This is a genomic window from Nocardia sp. 852002-20019_SCH5090214 (genome assembly GCF_001665865.1).
Taxonomy (GTDB): Bacteria; Actinomycetota; Actinomycetes; order Mycobacteriales; family Mycobacteriaceae; genus Nocardia; species Nocardia nova.
Window position 1 is genome coordinate 1 of record NZ_LZMK01000318.1, and the last position, 21993, is coordinate 21993.

At 69.7% G+C, this 21993-nt stretch carries 23 protein-coding genes and 1 pseudogene; 14 read left to right on the forward strand and 10 right to left on the reverse strand.

Translation table 11 applies throughout. The features are described 5' to 3' along the window. From mltG to A5780_RS25115, 3 genes are all read left to right on the forward strand, one after another. Window positions 1–1764, forward strand: a 1764-nt coding sequence (gene mltG, locus A5780_RS42155) for an endolytic transglycosylase MltG (RefSeq protein ID WP_082976706.1), incomplete at its 5' end; no start/stop codon positions are given. Further along, a complete protein-coding gene (locus A5780_RS25110; protein ID WP_064909755.1) occupies window positions 1754–2596 on the forward strand; it encodes a shikimate dehydrogenase in 843 nt (280 codons plus the stop codon). The genes mltG and A5780_RS25110, both read left to right, overlap by 11 nt. Before the next feature lie 48 nt (window positions 2597–2644). Next, window positions 2645–3118, forward strand: a complete 474-nt coding sequence (locus A5780_RS25115) for a B-4DMT family transporter (RefSeq protein WP_030513968.1) — start codon at window positions 2645–2647, stop codon at window positions 3116–3118. A 60-nt stretch (window positions 3119–3178) separates the two neighbouring features. On the opposite strand, the gene aroB is transcribed toward A5780_RS25115, so the two are convergent. The 4 genes and pseudogenes from aroB to A5780_RS25135 all read right to left on the reverse strand — a co-directional run bounded on the left by aroB (window position 3179) and on the right by A5780_RS25135 (window position 7384). Beyond that, window positions 3179–4315, reverse strand: a complete 1137-nt coding sequence (aroB, locus tag A5780_RS25120; RefSeq protein WP_064909756.1) for a 3-dehydroquinate synthase — start codon at window positions 4313–4315, stop codon at window positions 3179–3181. Between the two features lie 659 nt (window positions 4316–4974). Continuing rightward, window positions 4975–5490 (reverse strand): annotated as a pseudogene (locus A5780_RS42160) (shikimate kinase); the annotation flags it as partial. Between the two features lie 56 nt (window positions 5491–5546). After that, window positions 5547–6767 (reverse strand): chorismate synthase, encoded by a 1221-nt coding sequence (aroC, locus tag A5780_RS25130; protein ID WP_063019646.1) that lies wholly within the window; start codon window positions 6765–6767, stop codon window positions 5547–5549. A 44-nt stretch (window positions 6768–6811) separates the two neighbouring features. Beyond that, window positions 6812–7384, reverse strand: coding sequence for an A24 family peptidase (locus A5780_RS25135; protein WP_064909757.1), 573 nt, complete (start codon window positions 7382–7384; stop codon window positions 6812–6814). A gap of 172 nt (window positions 7385–7556) precedes the next feature. Here A5780_RS25135 and A5780_RS25140 point away from each other — a divergent pair, with 172 nt between their 5' ends. The 5 genes from A5780_RS25140 to A5780_RS25160 all read left to right on the forward strand — a co-directional run bounded on the left by A5780_RS25140 (window position 7557) and on the right by A5780_RS25160 (window position 10870). Further along, complete coding sequence (locus tag A5780_RS25140; protein ID WP_063013415.1) at window positions 7557–8693, forward strand: Xaa-Pro peptidase family protein; 1137 nt, start codon at window positions 7557–7559, stop codon at window positions 8691–8693. Window positions 8694–8773: 80 nt separating this feature from the next. Continuing rightward, on the forward strand, window positions 8774–9337 hold the full coding sequence (gene efp / locus A5780_RS25145) for an elongation factor P (RefSeq protein ID WP_063013413.1): 564 nt from the start codon (window positions 8774–8776) through the stop codon (window positions 9335–9337). A 99-nt stretch (window positions 9338–9436) separates the two neighbouring features. Further along, window positions 9437–9946 (forward strand): transcription antitermination factor NusB, encoded by a 510-nt coding sequence (nusB, locus tag A5780_RS25150; protein WP_063013411.1) that lies wholly within the window; start codon window positions 9437–9439, stop codon window positions 9944–9946. Further along, a complete protein-coding gene (locus A5780_RS25155; RefSeq protein ID WP_063013409.1) occupies window positions 9946–10203 on the forward strand; it encodes a YciI family protein in 258 nt (85 codons plus the stop codon). The genes nusB and A5780_RS25155 overlap by 1 nt, the downstream gene beginning before the upstream one ends. A 109-nt stretch (window positions 10204–10312) precedes the next feature. Further along, entirely contained in the window at window positions 10313–10870 is a 558-nt protein-coding gene (locus A5780_RS25160) for a hypothetical protein (RefSeq protein ID WP_104364371.1), read from the forward strand. Window positions 10871–10884: 14 nt separating this feature from the next. Here A5780_RS25160 and A5780_RS25165 read toward each other — a convergent pair whose 3' ends face one another. Continuing rightward, window positions 10885–11862 (reverse strand): zinc-binding dehydrogenase, encoded by a 978-nt coding sequence (locus tag A5780_RS25165; RefSeq protein WP_064909758.1) that lies wholly within the window; start codon window positions 11860–11862, stop codon window positions 10885–10887. A gap of 91 nt (window positions 11863–11953) precedes the next feature. On the opposite strand from A5780_RS25165, the gene A5780_RS25170 reads away from it, so the two are divergent. Beyond that, window positions 11954–12526 (forward strand): TetR/AcrR family transcriptional regulator, encoded by a 573-nt coding sequence (locus A5780_RS25170; RefSeq protein WP_227463135.1) that lies wholly within the window; start codon window positions 11954–11956, stop codon window positions 12524–12526. Here A5780_RS25170 and A5780_RS25175 read toward each other — a convergent pair. Further along, on the reverse strand, window positions 12516–13760 hold the full coding sequence (locus A5780_RS25175) for an SLC13 family permease (protein ID WP_064909759.1): 1245 nt from the start codon (window positions 13758–13760) through the stop codon (window positions 12516–12518). The two genes, A5780_RS25170 and A5780_RS25175, sit on opposite strands and share 11 nt — an antisense overlap. Window positions 13761–13822: 62 nt before the next feature. Further along, window positions 13823–14965, reverse strand: coding sequence for a serpin family protein (locus A5780_RS25180; RefSeq protein WP_064909760.1), 1143 nt, complete (start codon window positions 14963–14965; stop codon window positions 13823–13825). A 293-nt stretch (window positions 14966–15258) separates the two neighbouring features. On the opposite strand from A5780_RS25180, the gene A5780_RS25185 reads away from it, so the two are divergent. Continuing rightward, a complete protein-coding gene (locus A5780_RS25185) occupies window positions 15259–15810 on the forward strand; it encodes a DUF4334 domain-containing protein (protein ID WP_064909761.1) in 552 nt (183 codons plus the stop codon). Between the two features lie 4 nt (window positions 15811–15814). Here A5780_RS25185 and A5780_RS25190 read toward each other — a convergent pair whose 3' ends face one another. From A5780_RS25190 to A5780_RS25200, 3 genes are all read right to left on the reverse strand, one after another. Then, complete coding sequence (locus A5780_RS25190; protein WP_064906066.1) at window positions 15815–16555, reverse strand: HD domain-containing protein; 741 nt, start codon at window positions 16553–16555, stop codon at window positions 15815–15817. 47 nt (window positions 16556–16602) lie between these two features. Further along, window positions 16603–17229, reverse strand: coding sequence for an alpha-ketoglutarate-dependent dioxygenase AlkB (locus tag A5780_RS25195; protein ID WP_063013396.1), 627 nt, complete (start codon window positions 17227–17229; stop codon window positions 16603–16605). 81 nt (window positions 17230–17310) lie between these two features. After that, complete coding sequence (locus A5780_RS25200) at window positions 17311–18177, reverse strand: alpha/beta fold hydrolase (RefSeq protein ID WP_231983081.1); 867 nt, start codon at window positions 18175–18177, stop codon at window positions 17311–17313. Window positions 18178–18385: 208 nt separating this feature from the next. Here A5780_RS25200 and pyrR point away from each other — a divergent pair, with 208 nt between their 5' ends. From pyrR to A5780_RS25220, 4 genes are all read left to right on the forward strand, one after another. Continuing rightward, on the forward strand, window positions 18386–19048 hold the full coding sequence (gene pyrR / locus A5780_RS25205; RefSeq protein WP_082856957.1) for a bifunctional pyr operon transcriptional regulator/uracil phosphoribosyltransferase PyrR: 663 nt from the start codon (window positions 18386–18388) through the stop codon (window positions 19046–19048). After that, the gene (locus tag A5780_RS25210) at window positions 19045–20010 is read left to right on the forward strand and encodes an aspartate carbamoyltransferase catalytic subunit (RefSeq protein WP_064909762.1); all 966 of its coding nucleotides are present in this window, start codon (window positions 19045–19047) and stop codon (window positions 20008–20010) included. Before pyrR ends, A5780_RS25210 begins: the two co-directional genes overlap by 4 nt. 109 nt (window positions 20011–20119) lie before the next feature. Beyond that, window positions 20120–21460 carry a dihydroorotase gene (locus tag A5780_RS25215; protein WP_064909763.1) on the forward strand — a complete coding sequence of 447 codons (1341 nt, stop codon included), beginning with the start codon at window positions 20120–20122 and terminating at the stop codon, window positions 21458–21460. After that, window positions 21460–21975: a hypothetical protein gene (locus A5780_RS25220; protein ID WP_063013389.1), complete on the forward strand. Its 516-nt coding sequence runs from the start codon at window positions 21460–21462 to the stop codon at window positions 21973–21975. The genes A5780_RS25215 and A5780_RS25220 overlap by 1 nt, the downstream gene beginning before the upstream one ends. The last annotated feature ends 18 nt before the right edge of the window (window positions 21976–21993 follow it).

A 21993-nucleotide genomic window follows, 5' to 3' on the forward strand; every position in this document is an offset into this window, starting at 1 on the left:
CGCCGCGCCGAAAAGGTCATGGATTCCCTGGCCGGACGGGTGGGGTCGGTGCGGGTGCTGCGCGCGGCCACCGGCAAAGACCTCACCGACCACATCGAGGCCGGGCACGGCATCGACGAACTCGAACCCGTGCCCTACCTGGACCCCCACACCACCTCAGCGGCCGCGGCCGCCCCACTGTCCGCGGAACAGATCGCCGCCAGCGCGGGCCGCTCTGCCGCACAACCGATTCCGGAACTCACCACCGCAACTCAGGAGGCCGCTATGGGCGAACCCGTATTCACCAAGCAGGACGACTACCCCGACCCCGACTACGCCGAACCGGGGTACGAGCGGACCGGCGGCAGCGGCCATCGGTATCGCCGCGACGAGTACGACTCCGAAACCGATATCGAACCGATCGCCGACGACGAGCCGGAACCCGCGCCCGCGGCCGCCAGGCGCGGCGCCCGGGCGAGCGCGGCCTCGCCGCAGGAGGCGCAGCGGGGAAGCCGCCGCGGTTCCGGCGGCAAGTCCGCGGGGAGAGCGCAGGCTCGTGCCTCGGGCCGACCGGCACGGTCGGGCTCGTCCGGTGGGCGTAGCCGCCGCACTCGCGTGGCCTCCCGCAAGGCGGCCGAGCGGCAGCGTCGCCGCCGGAATCTGCTCGTCCTGGGGTGCGTGTTCGTCGTCCTGTTCGTGGTGGCCGGTGGTTACGCCGGATACAAATTCATCCGCTCGATGGGCGGACCCGAGGATTTCGACGGCCCGCCCGGCCCGCTGGCCGTGGTCCAGGTGCACACCGGTGACACCGCCGAACAGATCTCGCAGACCATGGTCGAAAGGGGTGTCGTCCGTAGCAGCGGGGCCTTCTACCAAGCGGCCGTGCGGAATTCGGGCATCACCTCGGTGCAGCCGGGCTATTACGCGGTGCCGACGCACAGCAAGGGTGCCGACGCGGTCGCGGCCCTGCTGAAGAAGACCTCCCGGGTGGGCAACGTGGTGGTCTCCGAAGGACGGCGGCTGCACGATTCCACGGATGTGAACACCGGCGCCCGTAACGAGGGCATCTACCGCAAGATCGCCGACGCCAGCTGCGTCGGGACCGGTGCGGACAAGAAATGCGTCACCTACGAACAACTCGATGCCGCCGGAGCCACGGCCGACGCGACCGCGCTGGGCGTTCCGGCCTGGGCCGTCGACGCGGTGCGCAAGGTCCCCGATCGCACCCGCCAGCTCGAGGGCATGATCGCCGCGGGCACCTGGGATTTCGATCCTTCCGGCACGCCCGAGCAGATTCTGGCGCAGCTGGTGAGCGAGAGTGCCGCCGGCTACGAGACGACCGGACTGCTGCAGTCGGGGGCGACCAACAAACTGAATCCCTATCAGACGCTGATCGCGGCCTCACTGGTCGAACGGGAAGCGCTGCCCCAGGACATGTCGAAGGTGGCCCGGGTGATCGTGAATCGGCTCGCGGTCGATCAGCCGTTGCAGCTGGATTCCACGGTCAACTACACCCTCGACCGCACCGAGGTCGCCACCACGGATGCCGACCGGGCGCGCAAGACGCCGTGGAACACCTACGCCATGCCGGGGCTGCCGGCCACGCCGATCTCCTCGCCGTCGCTGGATGCCATGCGCGCGGTGGAGAATCCGGCGCCGGGACCGTGGCTGTACTTCGTCACCGTCGACAAGCAGGGCACCACCATGTTCGCCGAAAGCTACAGCGAACATCTGCGCAATATCCAACGCGCCCAGCAGAGCGGAATTCTCGACAGTGGCCGATAACGGAGCGGGATCGCCGGAATCGGGACGCAAGGCAGCGGTACTGGGCAGTCCGATCGCGCATTCGCGGTCCCCGCAATTGCATCTGGCCGCCTATCGTGCGCTGGGGCTGGACTGGACCTACGAGCGCATCGAATGCACCGGCGAGCAACTGCCCGCCCTCGTCGACAGCTTGGATTCGTCCTGGGTCGGGCTGTCGGTGACGATGCCCGGCAAGGTCGCGGCCCTGAACTACGCCGGCGAACGGACCGAGCGCGCCGTTCTGGTCGGCTCCGCCAACACCTTGGTGCGCACCGCGACCGGGTGGCGAGCCGATTGCACCGATGTGGACGGCGTGCGTGGCGCGCTACAGGGCGGCGGCGTGGAAACGGTGCGCCGATCGGTCGTACTCGGGGCGGGCGGTACCGCGCGACCGGCACTGCTGGCGCTGGCCGAACTCGGCGCCGAGACGGTCACCGTGGTCGCCCGTGACGCCGAGCGGGCCGAGCCGACCCTCGCGCTGGCTCGCCGGCTGGGAATGGCGACCGAGTTCTCCGACTTCGACGCCGATCGGGTGCGCGCGGCATGTGCGCGCGCCGACGCGGTGGTCAGCACGGTGCCGGCCGCCGGTGCGGCGGCGGTGGCCGATGCGGTCGCGGCGGCGCCGGTGGTGCTGGACGCGATCTACGATCCGTGGCCGACGCCGCTCGCGACCGCCGTGCGGCGTGCGGGGCATACCGTCGTCAGCGGATTGCAGATGCTGCTGAATCAGGCCTACGGCCAGGTCGAACAGTTCACGGGCCGGCCCGCGCCACGGGCGGCGATGGCGGCGGCTCTCGATCTCCGTGACTTCTAGAACCGGTTCCAATTCGATGACGTCACAACACAGGCTAAGGTGATCGACATGAATTCGTGGGTGTTGCGCGCCATAGTCCTCGGTGCGCTGACCGTCGTACTGCGAACCCTGCTGGGTTTCGGCATGATCTACTGGCCGACCAACGGCTCGTGGATGCGCATCGTGTGCTTGATCGTGCTGGTCGTCGCGGGCGTCGCCTGGGGACTGATCGACGGTCGCAGTGATCGGCGGGCCAATCCCGATCCGGAGCGCGGCGGTGCCGACCTCACCATGCGCTGGCTGAAGGCCGGTGTGGTCGGTGGTGTGGGCAGCGGGCTGGTGGCGTGGCTGCTGGATTTCGTGCCGAAGTTCGATCTCGGCGACAACGGTCTGCTGTTCGAACTGACCGCTGGTGCCTCGTTCATCGTGCTGATGATCTTCATTCCGGCGATGGTCGGCGTGGCGATCGGCCGTTTCCTGGTGGGCCGGGATCGGCGCAAGAGCGAATCCTCGGTACCCCCGGCGGCGGCCTCCCCGGCCTGATCGCCGAATGATCCGCTCATCCGGGCCGCGGATCCTGTCCGCGGCCCGGATTTTCGTGTGCTAGAGCAGGATTCCGCCGGCGGGGCTGTCCTCGCGGGCGATGGTCGCATACGCCGCCGCCAGCAGCGACGGATCGGGACCCTCCAGCCGGCCCGGCTTGGCCAGACCGTCGAGAACGACGAATCGAACGATGCCCGAGCGGGTCTTCTTGTCGGTCTGCATGGTTTCGAGCAACTGCGGCAGCGCATCGGCGTCATAGGTGGTCGGCAGGCCGACGCTCTCCAGAATCGCGCGGTGCCGGTCGGCGGTCGCGTCGTCGAGGCGCCCGGCCAGCCGGCCGAGTTCGGCCGCGAAGACGAGACCGACCGAGACCGCCGCACCGTGGCGCCACCGGTAGCGTTCCCGCCGTTCGATCGCGTGCCCGAGGGTGTGGCCGTAGTTGAGGATCTCGCGCAGGCTCGCCTCCTTGAGATCGGCGGCCACCACGTCGGCCTTCACCTGGATCGCCCGGCGGACCAACTCCGGCAGCACGTCGCCCTTCGGGTCCAGTGCGGCGGCGGGGTCTCGTTCGATCAGGTCGAGGATCACCGGGTCGGCGATGAATCCGGCCTTGATGATCTCGGCCATTCCGGCGACGATCTCGTTGGGCGGCACCGTTTCGAGGGTGACCAGATCCACCAGCACGGCCGACGGTTCGTGGAAGCAGCCGACCAGGTTCTTCCCGGCCTCGGTGTTGATTCCGGTTTTGCCCCCGACCGCCGCGTCGACCATCGCCAGCAGCGTGGTGGGCACGTGGACGACCTTCACGCCGCGCATCCAGGTGGCGGCGACGAACCCGGCCAGATCGGTGGCCGCACCCCCGCCGAGGCTGATCACGACGTCCTGGCGGGTGAGGCCGATGCGGCCGAGCACCTCCCAGCAGAAGCCGGCGACCGGCAGGTCCTTCCCGGCCTCGGCATCCGGGATTTCGATGCGGTGCGCGTCGAGGGTGTCACCGCGCGAGCCGACGGCCTGCTCGGCGAGCGCCTGCCGCACCACCTCCGCGGTCTCGGTCAGCGGCGGCTGATGGAAGATCGCCACGGTCCGCACGCCGGGATGGCGGGCGACCTGCTCGACCAGTTCGCCCAGCAGCCCCCGGCCGATGATCACCGGATACGGATCGGCGGTTCGGACGTCGATGCGGGTGGGCTCGCTCATGTGTGCTGCTCCGATTCCTCTAGTGCTCGTCGTAGGCGTGCCCGGCGGGCGCGGGCGCGTCGGGACCGACCGGCCCCGGGTGCCGCTTCGTGCGCGGTCTGCGCGGCGTCACCCGCGAGACGTCCAGCGGGCGAAGGTGTTTCGTCGGGTGCGGGCACCGGCAGCGGCTCCGGTCCGGAGCCGACCGGGCGCACCGGTTCCGGATGGGGCGCCGCCGCCGGGCCGGGGTTCCGACTCGCGGCGGGAGGGCCGGCGGCGCGGGTGGCGGTACGCCGGATTCGTCCCGGTCGTGCATTCTGCTGTGCGGCGGATGGTTTCGCGTCGGTGTCGGCCGCCGCCGGTTCGGACGTGCGGGCGGGACGCTCGGCGGCGGGGTCGATGGGCGGGGTGTCGGCCGAGGTGCCGGTCCGATTGCGGGAGTGCCGACGGCCGCCGCGGCGGGACCGCCGGGCTCGGCGGCGCGGCTGGGTACGGTCCGTCTCGATCGAATCCGGTTGCGCGGCTTCGGTTTCACCGGGCTCGGGTGCGGTCCGCGCGGCGCTGTCGGCCGCGGCGCGGGTGCGGCGACGACGCCCACGCGGGCGGGAACGACGGGTGCCCGTGGGTTCGGCACTCGTCGAATCCGGTTGCGGCGCCGGTGTTTCGGCCGGTTCGACGCCGAGTTTGGTGAGGATGGCACGGACGACGCGGCCGGGACTGCGGCCGTCGGTGCGGATCCGGATGGAGGCCACCTCGCGATACAGCGGTCGGCGCACGCGCATGAGTTCGCGATATTTCGCGCTCGGATCGTCGCCGTTGAGCAGCGGCCGATTCGTCGACGCCCCGGTCCGGCGCAGTCCCTCGGACACGCTGATCTCCAGGTACACCACCGTGCGCCCGCGCAACAACTCCCGGGTCGCCGCGGACAGGATCGCACCGCCGCCGAGGGATACGACCCCGTGTTCGGCGAGGATCGCGCGGCGCACCACGCGTTCCTCGATGCGCCGGAATTCCGGCTCGCCGTCGGTGGCGAAGATGTCGGGGATGCTGCGACCGGTGTCCTGTTCGATCCCGGCGTCGGTGTCGTAGAGCGAGACGCCGAGTTCGCGAGCGAGCTTGCGCCCGATCGTCGACTTACCGGCCCCGGGCGGGCCGATGAGGATCACGCTGGGCCGGCCGGGGTCGCTGCGGACGATCACGACGGCTGTCCCGGGCGCCGGACCCGGGCGGTGCCGCGCGCGGGATCAGCCATTCATGCCTCCGACGCCACGACGCCCGGGATGTGCGGGCGGGTCTGGATGCGCTTCTGGTACGTCGTGAGGTTGTCGACGGTCTCGGCGAGGGAATCGCCGCCGAACTTCTCCAGCACCGCCTGCGCGACGACGAGCGCGACCATGGCCTCGGCGACCACACCGGCGGCAGGGACCGCGCAGACGTCGGAGCGCTGATGGATGGCCACCGCCTCGTCGCCGGTGGCCATATCCACGGTGGACAGCGCGCGCGGAACGGTGGAGATGGGCTTCATCGCCGCGCGCACGCGCAGGGCTTCGCCGTTGGTCATACCGCCCTCGAGGCCGCCGGCGCGGTTGGTGGAGCGCAGCACGCCGTCGGGACCAGGGCGCATTTCGTCGTGGGCGGCGCTGCCGCGCCGCCGCGCGGTCTCGAATCCGTCGCCGACCTCGACACCCTTGATGGCCTGGATCCCCATCAGGGCAGCGGCCAGCCGGGAATCCAGACGCTGTTCACCGCTGACGAACGATCCCAGTCCGACCGGCAGTCCGGTGACCACCACCTCGACGACCCCGCCGAGGGTGTCGCCGTCCTTCTTGGCGGCCTCGATCTCGGCGATCATCGCGGTTTCGGCCTCGGGGTCGAATGCGCGGACCGGGCTGGCGTCGACGGCCTCGAGATCGGCAGCGGACGGCACGAAACCCGGACGCGCGGCCGCGGTGCCGATCGAGACCACGTGGGAGACGACCTCGACGCCGAGGGCCTGGCGCAGGAACTGCCGCGCTACGGTGCCCGCGGCGACCCGAGCGGCGGTTTCGCGGGCACTGGCGCGTTCGAGCACGTTGCGGGCGTCGTCGAAGCCGTATTTGAGCATCCCCGAGTAGTCGGCGTGGCCGGGACGGGGGCGCGTCAGCGGGGCGTTGCGGGCCAGCTCGGCCAGTTCGGCCTCGTCGACCGGGTCGGCGGCCATGACCTCGGTCCACTTCGGCCATTCGGAATTGGCGATCTCGATCGCGACGGGGCCACCCATGGTGCGGCCGTGGCGGATCCCGCCGATCACGGTGACCTTGTCGGCCTCGAACTTCATCCGCGCGCCGCGGCCGTAGCCCAGTCGTCGCCGCGCCAGTTGCGCGGCGATATCGGCCGAGGTCACCTCGACACCGGCCACCATCCCCTCGACGATGGCGACAAGAGCGGGACCATGAGACTCACCAGCAGTAATCCAGCGCAACACGACCTCCATCTTTCCACGTCACAACGGTTCCCCGGACATCGGTGTCCGCGCGGCTACACCGTGGGCCACAGTGCCGCAACGGTAGCCAGGCACATCGCGGGCCCGTGTGGCACCGTGATCGAGGCGCCGAACACACCATGGCGACGGTTCGAATCTCCGGCCGCGGCCGGACGGTCACCGGGATGCGCGGCACGGATCGCGGTGCCGTCTCGGACGTGCGCGATCGGCCTGCCGCCGGCGCCGGCCGCGCGGGAGGCGCGGGCGGCGACCTGCATCGCGACCAGCGCGCCGAGTCCGGCCGAAGCGGTCAGCAGGGGTGCGCCGATCGCGGCCCACACCCAGCAGGACGGCCCGCCCACCGCCGCGGCGGCGCCGGTGCCGAGCGCCAGCTTCACATCTCCCGCCCCGCACGCCGCCGGCTCGACGAGATGCACCAGTAGGTACGGCACGGCGAGCAGCAGCGCACCGGCGATCGCCGGGCCGGCACGGCCGGTCGATGCCGCGAGCACCGGCACCACCGCCGCACCCGGCAGGGTGAGCACGTCGGGCAGTCGCCCGGTCCGAATGTCGATCACGCTGAGTGCGACGCACCAGACGATCAGTGCGAGATAGGCGGTGGTGGTCATGCACTCATCGTCGCTCGCGGCACGTGCCCGCCCGGCCCCGCGAACCTGAAATGTGGACAACCGCAACAGTTGTGAACACGCGACGAGTAACACCGGCCCGCCGCCGGTCGTGGACGGGGTCGCGGGTGACTGCGTGACGGCCTCGCAATACGACAGCGGTAGCGTGGCAGCCATGTCTGCTGATGACGGTGCCCGGCGCCCCGACCACGCTGCGCGTCGGGCAGGGTTGCGAGACCTGTTGGTGGAGAACGGGGTCGATGCCCTGCTCGTGACCGATCTGGTGAATATCCGGTACCTGACCGGCTTCACCGGCTCCAACGCCGCCCTGCTCGTGCACTCCTGGGACGGCAGCCAGGTGGGCGAGGACGGCGAGCGGACGGTCATCTGCACCGACGGCCGCTACATCACCCAGGTCGGCGACCAGGTACCCGACGTGCACGCCGAGATCGCTCGCGCCAGTGCGCGCCGGTTGGTCGAACTGGCCGGGGAATGGCAGATCGGCCGCGTCGGCTTCGAAAGTCACGTCGTGACCGTCGACCAGCACCGCGGCTTCGTCGAGCAGGGCAGCGGCCTCCAATTCGTCCCCGCGCCCGGTCTGGTCGAACAACTGCGCACGGTCAAGGACGACTACGAGATCGAGCAGCTGCGGGCGGCGTGCGCGGCCGCCGACGCCGCGCTGGCGACCCTGCTGGAACGAGGGGGACTGCGTCCGGGCCGCACCGAGCGCCAGGTCGCCCGCGAGCTGGAATGGCTGATGTTCGAGCACGGCGCCGACGCGATCGCCTTCGAGACCATCGTGGCCGCCGGTGCCAATTCCGCAGTGCCGCATCATCGCCCGACCGACGCGGTGCTGGCGGCGGGCGATTTCGTGAAGCTCGATTTCGGCGCGGTGGTCGGCGGCTACCACTCGGATATGACGCGCACCCTGGTGCTGGGCGAGCCGACAGATTGGCAGCGCGAGATCTACCAGCTCGTATACGAGGCGCAGCGGGCCGGCCGCGAGGCGCTGGCACCCGGTGTGCCGTGCGCGGCGGTCGATGCTGCGGCCCGCTCGGTGATCGCGTCGGCCGGGCACGGCGACCTGTTCGTGCACGGCCTCGGACACGGCGTCGGACTGCAGATCCACGAAGCGCCTCCGGTCGCCAAAACCGCGACCGGTACACTTCTGGATGGCGTGGCGGTGACCGTCGAGCCAGGTGTGTATTTCCCCGGCCGCGGCGGAGTTCGCATCGAGGACACGCTCGTGGTTCGTGCGGGGGGCCCGGAGTTGCTCACCCACACCACCAAAGACCTCACCGTGGTCGACTGACCCCGGCTGCCCCAACGGGCCGGTCCCTACGGCCCGGCCTACAGAACGTCGAACAGTACTAACAAGGAGATCCGAGGACAGTGGCGGACACCAGCGACTTCAAGAACGGCCTCGTGCTGAAGATCGACGGTCAGCTCCAGCAGATTGTCGAGTTCCAGCACGTCAAGCCGGGTAAAGGTCCCGCGTTCGTGCGGACCAAGCTGAAGAATGTGCTGTCCGGCAAGGTGGTCGACAAGACGTTCAACGCCGGCGTGAAGGTGGAGACCGCCACCGTGGACCGCCGGGACATGACCTACCTGTACCACGACGGGTCGGACTACATCTTCATGGACGGCCAGACCTTCGACCAGATCGGTATCGACGAGCAGACCATCGGTAAGGGCGCCGGCTTCCTGCTGGAGAACATGACCGTGCAGGTCGCCACGCACGAGGGCGCGCCGCTGTACGTCGAGCTCCCGGTCACCGTCGAACTCGAGGTCACCCACACCGAGCCCGGCCTGCAGGGCGACCGCTCCAGCGCCGGCACCAAGCCCGCGACGCTGGAGACCGGTGCCGAGGTGCAGGTGCCGCTGTTCATCAACGTCGGCGACAAGCTGAAGATCGACTCGCGCGACGGCGGCTATCTGGGCCGGGTCAACGCCTGATCCTCCGGATCCACCGGCCCGGCGCCGGAACCATGGGCGGCGCGCGCGTATCGGCTTTCCGGTATCGCTCGCGCCGCCGTCGACACTGCGAACGGGATAATGGTGATCGTGGCTGATCAGCCCGTGGACAAGAAGTCCACCCACAAGAAACTCGGAGCCCGGCACAAGGCCCGCCGCCGGGCTGTGGATCTGCTCTTCGAGGCCGAGGCGCGCGACATCGACCCGGCCGACCTGGTCGCGGAGCGCCTGGACCTGGCCGGTCGCGACGAACAGGTCGCCCCGGTGAATCCCTACACCCGCACCCTCGTCGAAGGCGTCGCCGACGATCTGGATCGCGTCGATGGCACCATCGAGTCCTATCTGCAGGACTGGACCCTGGGGCGGCTGCCCGCGGTGGACCGCGCCATTCTGCGGGTGGCGGTGTGGGAGTTGTTCCACGCCAACGATGTTCCGCCGGTGGTGGCGGTCGACGAGGCCGTCGAGCTGGCGAAGGAACTGTCGACCGACGATTCGCCCGCGTTCGTCAACGGCGTCCTCGGCCGCATCGTGACGCTGGCCGACCAGGTGCGCGCCGCCGCGGCCGCCACCCGCCGCGACAGCGGGGCGTGATGATCAAATACCTCGTCCTCGCGATGCGCACCTCGGCGTGGACCGACGCGGTCATCGAACCGCACCGCGAATGGCTGGCCGATGTGCGCGCGCGAGGACAGCTGGACTGCACCGGCCGATTCACCGACGGCAGCGGCGGCGCCTATCTGGTGCTGGCCGAGAACCTCTCGGCCGCACGGGAATTGGTGTTCACCGATCCCATTCACACCACCGGCGCCTCCGAGCTGACGATCCACGAATGGGAGATCACGGGCTGAGTCGTATTCGCGACATGCCCGTCAGATTCGGACAAATCCGTTAAATTTCCCGGATGCCCGCCGCGCCCGCATACTGTTCGGGTCACTTGACCTAGAAAAGGTGGAACGGATGCGGTTCAATTCGGCGACAGTGCGTACGGCACTGCGTCTCGCCCCGGCGATCGTCGCGGCGGCGACCCTGGCCACGACCGGTTGCTCGGCGGTGGAAAAAGGTGTCGACAAGGGTGTTCAGGTCGCCAAGGACCACAACAAATCCGACACCGCCCGGGCGAAGGTGGGCGACTGCATCAACGTGATCAACGCCTCGGCCGTCGATTCCGATACCGCACCGGTCGCCTGCACCTCCGACAAAGCCGTCTACAAGGTGGCGCAGGTGCACGACGCCAAGGTCGAGTGCGGGGCAGATTTCACCTCGTACGAGGAAACCCTCAACGGCGGCACGCTGGCGTATCTGTGCCTGGCGCCGAATTTCAAAACGGGACTGTGCTATGCGGATTCGCCGCTCAGCGGCTACAAGTACGCCGACTGCACATCCTCGGAGGCGAGTTTCCGGGTCGCCCAGCGCATCGACGGACAGGCCGACGACACGCTGTGCGGCCCGGAGTCCGACAGTGTGATCACATTGTCGGACCCGCAGACGACATTCTGTCTGGCACAACCGAAGTGAGCCGGGTCCTCCGCTCAGGCGGTCCCGGGGCGCAAGACGATCGTGCCGAAGGTCGTGCGCTCGTCGACCCGCCGATGGGCCTCGGCCGCATCCGCCAGCGGTAGCACACTGTCGATCAGCACGGTGAGATCACCGGCGGCGGCGAGTTCGAACGCCGCCGCCCGCTTCGCCGCCACCCCGGCCAGCCACTGCGCTCCGGAGCATCCGGTGAACGTGAGCCCGCGCATGATCAGGTCCATCGTCGTGACCTGGGCGGGAGCGCCGGACAGCCAGCCGTATCCGAGCATACGGCCTCGCAACGGGGTCATGACATCGAGGACGGCCGCGGCGCTCTCGCCGCCGATCGAGTCGAAAACCACGTCCACCGTGGCATTTTCGAGGCGTTCGCCGAGCCGGCGCGGCCAATCCGGATCGCGGTGGTCGACGACCGTGTGCGCGCCGAGTTCGCGGGCGCGCTCGGTTTTGGCCGCGCCGCCGGCGGTGGCGATGATGTGTGCGGCGCCGGATCGGGCGGCCAATTGGGTGAGGTAGCCGCCGATTCCGGTGGCCGCGGCTTCGATCAGAACGGTGTCGGTACCGGTGAGTGCCGCGGCCTCGAGCAGGGCCAGTGCCACCGATCCGCTCATCGCCACGGCCGCGGCGGCATCGCTCGCCAATCCGTCCGGTACGCGGACCGCGGATTCGGCGGGGGCGCACATCCATTCCGCGTAACTGCCGAAGTCGTTGCGCGCCACCAGGACCCGCTGCCCTTGCCATTCCGGGTCGACGTCTTCGGCCACGGCGGTGACGACCCCGACCGCCTGGGTTCCGAAGACCGCCGGGGTCGGCGTCGGTGTCGGGAACATGCCCGACCGCAACATCGTCTCCGGGTACAGCACCGGGACCGCCTCCACCCGGATCAGCACCTCGCCGGGCTGGGGGCTGGGCTCGCCCACCTCGCGCGCGACGAGGACCTCCGGTCCACCGACCCCGGTCATTACGATTGCCTGCATATCGACCTCATAACTTGACTAACGGTCCAGATACTTCGCCCGGAAGAATATGGACCGTCGGTCAAGTTTGTCAACGGGACTGGAGTGGACAGTGGCGCAGCAGCGCAGAGAACGAGCCGATGCGGCGCGCAACCGTCGCGCGATCCTCGATGCGACGCGGGCGCTGCTGGCCGAAGGTGGGGCCGAGGCGGTGACCATGGACCGGGTGGCCGCCGCGGCGGGAGTCGGCAAGGGCACGGTGTTTCATCGTTTCGGCTCGCGCGCGGGACTGTTGCACGCGATGGTCGCCGAACCGGCCGAAACACTGCGGGCGGCGATCACCGACGGCCCGCCGCCGCTGGGCCCCGGCGCGCCCGCGGGGGAGCGGCTGCTCGCCTTCTTCGATGCGATGGCCACGATGGTCGCCGACAACGTCGAACTGATGGTCGCGGCCTACCGCAGCGTGCCCCCGCATCCGCGCACGTCCGAATTCCACGCCACCTGGGCGGAGCACATCACGAAGCTGCTGACCGAGGCGCGTCCGGATCTCGACGCCGAGGGGGTCGGCCACCTGCTGTTCGGCATGCTGGGCAGCGATTACGCCCTTTCCGCGGTGCGCGAAGGGCAGAGCGAAAGGTTGCGAGAATCCGTGCGGCAGGTGGTGCTCGCGGTGGTCAGCCCGTGAGCAGAACGCCGCCCACCGCACCCGCGGTCGCGATCATGGCCAGCGCCAGCCCGGTGCACACGAACCGGACCGGCGGCACCCGGACCGCGTGGGAACGGCAGAACTCCAGGCACAGCAGCGTGGCCAGCGAGGCCCACGGCGTGGCTATCGCGCCGACGTTCGTGCCGATCAGCAAGGACAGCAACTGGTTTCGGTGGTCGGGCGGTATCACCGCCTCACCGGCGGTGTAGGCGGGCAGGTTGTTGACGATATTCGACAGGCCGAGGCCCGCACCGGCAGCGCGATAGGCCCCGGCCGTGCCGGAATCGGTGCCGATGAGCGCGGCCATCAGATCCGAGAGCCCGTACCGGCCCAGGGTCGGGATGACCAGGAACAGTCCGATCACGAAGATCAGCAGCTGCCACGGGATCAGCGACGGGCGCAGCGCGCTGCGGTCGAACACGGCGAATCCGGCGATCGCGAGGACCGCCGCGGCGAGTGCGGCGTAGCCGATGTGGTCGCCGACGAAGGGAATCGCCAGGACGAACAGCGCGCAGGCGCCCCCGGCCGTCGCGAACAGCGCCCGGTCCCGGGTGTTGCGCAGCCGGATCGGGGCGGGCGCCAGGTAGCGATCGGTGCCGCGCCGGCCGCGTCGCCAGTACCAGATCCACAGCGCCGCCATGGTCGCGATGAGCGAGATCAACTGCGGCAGCCACATTCTGGCCGCAAAGCCGGTGGCATCGAGGCCGATCCGGTCGGCGGCGAGCAGATTGGTGAGGTTGGATACGGGCAGCAGCAGACTGGCGGTGTTCGCCAGCCACAATGTGGTCATCGCCAGCGGCAGTGGTGGAATGCGCGCGGGCTTGGCCAAGGCCAGCATGACCGGTGTCAGCAGGACCGCGGTGGTGTCGAGGTTGAGCACCATCGTCGTCAGGGCCGCGAAACCGACGCAGAGCACGAACAGCGCCGGATAGCGTCCCCGCCCGGCGATCGCGATTCGATGGGCGATGACGTCGAAAACCTGTGCGCGCCGGGCCAGGTGGGCCAGCACGATCACACTGCCGAGAAACAGCAGCAGCGGTCCGATCCGGCGCATATTCGCCTCGGCGTCGGCCCGCGGCAGCCATCCGGTCAGCACGCACAGCACCCCGGCCGCGAGGACGGCGATGCGGATCCAGTCCAGCAGACGCGGTGCGGCGGCTTCCTCCGGCTCCGTCTCGTGCGCGCTGCGTTCGGGCGCCACCGGTTCGGACATCCGGCCATCATCGCACCGTGGCGCAGACCCGCGCGTGCCGGACCGCCCGCATCTGGGCCGGTTCACGGCGTGGGGGTGGCGACCCAACCGGCCACGATCGCCAGTCCGGTGGGACGGTGGACGCCGAGGAAGCCGAAGGGCCGGTCGAAGTTCACTGCGATCATCGGGGCATCGGCCGGCGCCGGTGGCATGCCGGTCGGTTCCATCAGAACCCCGGTGACGGCTGCGGCCGCGAAACCGTCGGCGGTGAATCGGGCGCAGACGTCCTGGGCCGCCGCGGTCACCCGGAGCGCGACCGGTGAGAGGCCGGGGAAGGGGTTGTCCGTCGCGGTGGTCGCCGCGGTCAGTCCGAACAACTCCGGATCGCGCAGCAGGTCGTGGGTGGATCGAACAGCGAAGGGCGGCACCTGGATTCGCAGGGTGTCCGATACGGCGGTCACCGTCCGCACCTCGAGCCCGGGGGCGGCGGTGCCCAGGCCGGGCTGGTGGGTTTCCACCGAACCGTCGAGTGCCCCCAGCCCCGCGGCCAGTACCACCGGAGCGGTGTCCCCCTCCTCGCCGAGCAGCAGATGCACATCCAGATCGGACGCACCACGCACCACGACGCGTGAAACCGGTGTGCCGGCCGTCAGCACTGCGGCGTCGCCGAGGCCGGTGCTGTACCGGGCGAGGGCAGGTCCGCGGTGTCCACGCCACGGGCCGCTCGACGGTTCCAGCACATCGGCGTGAAAGCTCTGCCGCCAGGCGGTGCGGGCGACGACGGCGGTCGCCAGCGCGAGCGCCGTCGCCGCGCCGATCCGGGCGGGGAAGCGATCGATCAGGCCGTCGGTATGGCGACGTGCCCACTCGTCGAGTCCGTCCTGTCCGCGCAGCGCGGCGATCGTGGCCGGAGGCAGCGCCCGGATCCATTCGTCGCGCAGCGCGATATCGTCGCGCACCCACACGCCGAGTGCCGCGCGCATTGATTCGGCGGCCTCGATCCGGCGCAGCAGGGTGACCGCGGCGGCGTGAGCGGATGCGGCGGGAAGGCCGGTCGCCGCGGTGAGTTCGCCGCGGGCCGGTTCGCCGGCCGCCGCGGCCAGTAGTGCGAGCAGCGGCCAGATTCCGCATCCGGACAGGACGAAATCCCCGGAACCCGCTGCGGCACACCATTTTCCGGTGAGAGTGTTGGCGGCGGCCACATCGGGTGCGAGGCTCGGCTGCATGGACGAAAGCCTACCGACGGGTGCCGACGGCAGTGCGCCCCTGCCGGGGTGTACGTGGGCGGCAGGGGCGCGTCCGGATCCTGTGGCCCGGACGATCGGCCGGAACCGATCTGCCGACGAGTCTGGTTCCTCAACCGCACTCGAGGTCCAGGCATGCGGTGCGTGGTCTGCGTCACGCCGGCGCGAACACTGGCCGAAACTACGTCTTCGTGGCCGAACGTGTTGAGGCGTCGCGGCCGGTGTGTGTCATCCTTCCGAAGCGGAACGGTCCGCGAGAGGTCCAGGAGGTAGGGATGGCTGGTGCCGGTACGGCCCGTCTGGCGGAACTGCGCGCGGGTCGCACGACCCCGGAGCAGGCGTGGCAGCTGTACGACAGCCTGCCCGAGGTCGCGGTCACCGAGATCACCACTGGCCGCTGGAGCGGCGACGAACTGGACACCGGACATCCGTGGGCCGGTGTGCTGGTCGAATCGGGTTGGTACGGAAAGCAATTCGATTCACCGGACGAGGTGCAACCGCTGCTGTTCGCCGGGCCGGACGGCCGGGTATTTCCGGTCGACCCCCGCCGAGTGCCGCTGGCGCTGGCCGGAACGCTGCCGTCGGCGGGATTCCGGGCCGCACGGCGCATGCTGCCGGCGTTGCGCCCGCTGCTGCGGACCCGTACCGCTCGTGCGCGCCTGCGCGAGATCGAATTCCGCGGCAAGGTCAGCGCGGCCATGATCTACGACCACCTGCCCATCATCGACATCTTCCGCCGGGTCGACGAGGACACCCTGCTCGGTGTGATGGATATGCGCGGGCTGGCCGACCCCTACTTCTTCATCCTGCGCCGCGACCGCTCCTGATCACTCAGTCGTCCCCGGCGGCGAGGATCACCTCGAAGCGGGCGTCGGCAGTGTCGAGTTGCTCGAGAATGTGCTGCTTGACATGCGGCGCCAGCGGCGTGTCCGGGCGGGTGATCAGTTCGCGGTAGACCGCGGTGAGCGGCCGGTATTTGGTGGCGAGTTTCGACATGACGGCCTGCTCGTCGGCGTACAGGATGCCGACGCCGTTGTCGGTGAAATCGGAGATCTTCACCACCCGGGCCCACGGATCGCGGTCCAGGCTCGCGGCGACGTGGTCGCGGTATCGGAGGTGCCGGTCCTCGTCCGAATCGGGTGCCGGGTTGGTCACCGCCGCAACGAGATTCGATACGCGTTCGCCGAACCGCTGGGTGAGCACCGCCAGCGCTGCCGCGGTCAGGTCCTCGTCCGGCTCGGGCACGCCACGGAGGGTGACCAGGTCGGCGGCGTGATCCTCGACGGCGTCGTGCAGGAGGCCGGCGAGCACCAGGTCCGTGTCGTGCACCTCGTAGTGGCTCACGATGCGGATCGCCACCCGCAGTAGATGATTCAGGTACGGCTCGCGGCCGTAGTTGTCGCCACGGTGCAGGTCGGCCACGAATTCGAGTGCCGCCTCGACCCGTTCGGGGCCGGGCAGTTTGCGCTGCGACTCCAGCAGCAGTCGTTGCCGCAGCCCTTCCTCGCCGTGCACATCGCTGAGTGTGTGCAACGGCATGGCCGCCAGAATTCCCGCCCCGATGGACTCCATCCGCCCAATCTAGCGGGACGAGGTGACAATCCGCCGTCGCCGGGTTTTCAGCGAACCCCGCGCGGGCGGAATTGGATGCTGATCCGCGGACCCACGGGCCGCCGCGTCTTCGGCACCGCATGTTCCCAGGTGCGCTGGCAGGAGCCGCCCATCACGAGAAGATCGCCGTGCCCCACGTGATAGCGAATGCTCGCGCCGCCGCCGCGCGGACGCAGCAGCAGGGCCCGCGGCGCGCCGATCGACAGGATCGCGACCATGGTGTCGTGGGTGGAACCGCGGCCCCCGGTATCACCGTGCCAGGCCACACTGTCCTCGCCGTCGCGGTAGTAGCACAGTCCGGCTGTGCGGAACGGTTCGCCGAGTTCCGGGCCGTAACGGCCGCTCAGAGCCGCGCGGGCGTCCTCCAGGATCGGGTCCGGCCAGGGCTCGTTCTCGCCGTAATGGCGCAGCAGTCGCGGTACGTCCACCACGCGGTCGTACATCGGGCGACGGTCGGCTCGCCACGGGACGCGAGTGGCCAGCCGTTCGAACAGTTCGTCGGCCCCGCGCAACCATCCCGGAAGCAGGTCGACCCACGCGCCCTCGGTCAGCTGGGTGCGGCGGACGCCGTCCAACGACCCCAGTTCGATGTCGCCGAAGCCGTCGAACAGCGATCTCTGCAGCGGTGTCGACATGCGTTCGAATCTACGTTCTATCGAACATATGTTCAAGCATCGGGTCGCGCGGCTACTCGGGGCCGATCCGGGCGGTCCGGATCAGCTCAGGTGCGCACGCACGAAATCGACCACCGCGTCGGAGAATTCGTCGTTGACATCGCTGGCCGCGGTATGGGCGGCGCCGGAGATCTCGACATATTCCATCTGCGGCACCAGCGCGCGGAAGTCGGCGACCCCCTGTTCGCTGACCACGTCCGACAACCGTCCGCGCACCAGCAGGACCGGGATCTCCAGCGCGCGGGCGGCATCCTCGAGGTCGCTGGTCTGCAGTTCGATGTCTTCCGGCCGGCTCGACATCATCGCCGGATCCCAATGCCAGTACCAGCGCCCGTCCTCGCGCAGCCGCAGATTGCGCCGCAGGCCCTCCGGGTTGCGGGGCCGGCGGCGGTGCGGCAGGTATTCGGCCACCGCATCGGCGGCTTCCTCGAGGGAGGCGAAGCCCTCGGGATGGCCGCCGAGGAAGTTCATGACCCGTTCCACGCCCTTGTGCTCCGGGCGCGGCACGACGTCGACCAGGACCAGTCCGGCGATGCGCTCCCGGCCGGGACGGGCGGTGGCCAGCAGTGCGGTCAATCCGCCCATGCTCGCGCCGACCACGATGGCGGGCCGGTCGAGTTCGGCGAGAATGTCGAGGAGGTCGGCGGTCATCGCCGTGCGCGAGTAGTCGCCGTCCGGCGCCCAGTCGCTCTCGCCGTGCCCGCGGGCGTCCAGCAAAATGGCGTGCATACCCACCTTCGCCAGCGCGGCGCCCGATTCCTTCCACGAGTGCCGGGTCTGGCCGCCGCCGTGCAGGAAGATCGCCAGCGGGCCGTCGGCCGGCCCCCAGCTCTCCCCGGCCAGGGCGATGCCGCCGTGGCCGCGGAAGGTGATCCGGCGGGGCTCGGTGAAGTCGGCTTCGTTGCTCACCCTTCGAGCATCCCACATCCGGTTTACGCTGTATGAAACAGTCCCGGCCAACGGTTGTGCCGTTCGCGTGATGTGTCGGCATAGCCGCAGGTGGCGGGGCTCACAGCCGGACCCCCGCCGTCGGGAGGCCGCGGCGGCGCTGCTACGCTCAGGCATCGAAAAGACATCCTTTAACGGACCGTCCGGTGAGGCGGGGAAGGAGGTCGGCATGGCCGTGCCCGAAGAGCGCGGCGGCCGCGTCGCGCCCGAAGAACGGGCCGCCAGGTCGAGCGCTGCCGAATATTCGCAGCGGCACGACCCCGAGTGGGTCCGCGCCGGGCGTGAACTGTTGTCCGCCTCCGATGTCGGCCGGACCATCGCGCGCATGGCGCATCAGATCATCGAGAAGACCGCGCTGGATTCGTCGGATCCCGAGGCGCCCCGGGTGGTGCTGATCGGCATTCCCACCCGCGGCACCACCCTCGCCGCGCGGCTGACCGATCGCATCGAGGAATTCTCCGGCGTGCGTCCCGCGCTCGGTTCGCTCGACATCACGCTGTATCGCGACGATCTGCGCAACCGCCCGCATCGCCCGCTGGAACGGACCTCGGTCCCCGAGGGTGGCATCGACGACGCGCTCGTCGTACTCGTCGACGACGTGCTGTTCTCCGGTCGCAGCGTGCGCTCGGCGCTGGACGGGCTGCGCGATCTGGGCCGGCCGCGCGCGGTGCAACTGGCGGTACTGGTCGATCGCGGCCATCGCGAACTGCCCATCCGCGCCGACTACGTCGGCAAGAACGTGCCGACCTCGCGCAGTGAGGACGTCTCCGTACTGCTCAGCGAACACGACGGTCACGACGGCGTCTATCTGCATCAGGGGGATGAGCGGTGAGGCATCTGCTCTCGGTCACCGATCTCGACCGCACCGCCGCCACCGAACTGCTCGACGACGCCCAGCGCTTCGAACAGGCGCTGCTCGGCCGCGAAGTCCGCAAACTGCCCACGCTGCGCGGCCGCACCGTGATGACGGTGTTCTTCGAGAACTCCACCCGGACCCGGGTCTCGTTCGAGGTCGCCGGCAAATGGATGAGCGCCGATGTCATCAACGTGAGCGCCTCGAGCTCCTCGGTGTCGAAGGGCGAATCGCTGCGCGATACCGCGCTGACCCTGCACGCCGCGGGCGCCGACGCGCTGATCGTGCGGCATCCGGCCTCCGGGGCGGCCCATCAGATCGCGCGCTGGTTCGGCGAACTGGACGCCGGCTCGGGTGGATACACCGGAACCGGGCCCGCGATCGTCAATGCCGGCGACGGCACGCACGAACATCCCACCCAGGCCCTGCTGGACGCGCTGACGCTGCGGCAGCGACTGGGTGAGCTGACGGGCAAGCGCATCGTGATCGTCGGCGACATCCTGCACAGCCGCGTCGCGCGGTCCAATGCCTTCCTGCTCGACACCCTCGGCGCCGAAGTGGTGCTGGTCGCGCCGCGCACCCTGCTGCCGGTCGGGGTCGAGCAGTGGCCGGTGCAGGTCTCGCATTCGCTCGACGCCGCGCTGCCCGGCGCGGACGCGGTGATGATGCTGCGCGTGCAGGCCGAGCGGATGAACGGCGGCTTCTTCCCGTCGGCCCGCGAATACTCCATCGCCTATGGACTGAACGAGCGGCGCATGGCGCTGCTCGACGACGACGCGGTCGTCCTGCATCCGGGCCCGATGCTGCGCGGTATGGAAATCGCGTCGGCGGTGGCCGATTCCCCGAAAGCCGCAGTGCTGCAACAGGTCACCAACGGTGTGCACATGCGCATGGCGGTGCTGTTCCGCCTGCTCGTCGGCGCGGGGGAGGCCGTCGCATGAGCGGAACACGGCCAGAGGCGGCAGCCTGCGTAACCCCCCAGGTCCCCGTTCATGCGCATCGACACCGCATGAGGGTGAGCATGAGCTTCTTCGTGGAAGGTGAGGGCGCGTGAGCGATCTGGTTATCCGGGGCGTGCGGCCCTACGGCGAGGGTGAGCCGGTCGACGTGCTGGTGCGCGACGGCGTGATCGTCGCCCTCGGCGCGCGATCCGGCGACACCGTCGACGGCGTCGAGGTCGCCGCCGATGCCGAGGTGCTGGAGGCAGACGGCCGGATCCTGCTCCCCGGTTTCGTCGATCTGCACACCCACCTGCGCGAGCCCGGCCGCGAGGACACCGAGACCATCGAAAGCGGTTCGGCCGCAGCGGCATTGGGTGGCTACACCGCGGTGTTCGCGATGGCCAACACCAATCCCGTGGCCGACACCTCGGTCGTCACCGATCATGTGTGGCGGCGCGGGCAGCAGGTGGGGCTGGTCGATGTGCATCCGGTCGGCGCGGTGACCGTCGGCTTGGCCGGCAAGCAACTGGCCGAGATGGGCACCATGGCCGCCGGCGAGGGCCGGGTGCGGATCTTCTCCGACGACGGGCACTGCGTCTACGACCCGCTGATCATGCGCCGCGCCCTCGAGTACGCGAAATCGCTCGACGTCCTGATCGCTCAGCACGCCGAGGAGCCGCGGCTCACCCAGGGCGCCGTCGCGCACGAGGGGCCGAACGCCGCCCGTCTGGGCCTGGCCGGCTGGCCGCGCGCGGCCGAGGAGTCGATCGTCGCTCGCGACGCGCTGCTGGCCCGCGACGCCGGAGCCCGGGTGCACATCTGCCACGCGTCCACCGCCGGCACCGTCGAGCTGGTGAAATGGGCCAAGGCGCAAGGGATTTCGATCACCGCCGAGGTCACTCCGCATCATCTGCTGCTCGACGATTCGCGGCTCGAGACCTACGACGCGGTGAACAAGGTCAATCCGCCGCTGCGCGAGGCATCCGACGCCCAGGCGCTGCGCAAGGCCCTGGCCGACGGAGTGATCGACTGTGTGGCCACCGACCACGCCCCGCACGCCGAACAGGAGAAGTGCTGCGAGTTCGCCGCCGCCCGTCCCGGCATGCTGGGACTGGAGACCGCGCTGTCGATCATCGTCGAGACCCTGGTGGCTCCGGGCCTGCTCGACTGGCGTGGCGTGGCGAAGGTGATGAGCGAGAATCCGGCCCGCATCGCCGGACTCGACGATCAGGGCCGCCCGATCGCGGTCGGCGAGCCGGCCAACCTGACCCTGATCGACCCGGACGCGTCGTGGACCGTGCGGGCGCGGGAGCTGGCGAGCATTTCCGACAACACGCCGTACGAGGCGATGACCCTGCCCGCCAAGGTCGCCGCCACGATGCTGCGCGGACGGATCACCGCCCGCGACGGCGTGGTGACGACCGCCCTGGCGGGGAGAGTGGGGCAATAATGGAGCGAACACTGTGGGTGATCGGGCTGGCGGCCCTGTTCGTCCTGTTCCTGTGGTTGATGTATCGCTCCTGGCTCGTGCGGGCCAGGAAACAGGCCTCCTCGGTCGGGGAGCTGCCCACAGTGCCGGCGGATCTGGGCGCGCAGGTGCTCGAGCCGACGACCGGGTTGTACACGGGGACCACGCTGGCTCCGAGCTGGCAGAACCGCATCGTGGTCGGAGATCTGGGTTTCCGGGCCACAGCGGAGCTGACCCGCTTCGAACGCGGGATCCTGCTGGAACGCGACGGCGCGGAGGTGATCTGGATTCCGCAGGAGTCCATCACCGCGGTCCGCACCGAACGCGGCCACGCGGGCAAGGTGATGACCGACAATGGTGTGCTGGTTATTCGCTGGAAACTGCCGACGGGAACCGAAGTCGATACCGGGTTCCGCGGCGACGACAAGACGGTGTATCCGGCCTGGACGGCCATATCCGCGACGGGACAGACCGGCGCGGCGACGGGAGACGAATAAACGTGAAGGCTGGATTTT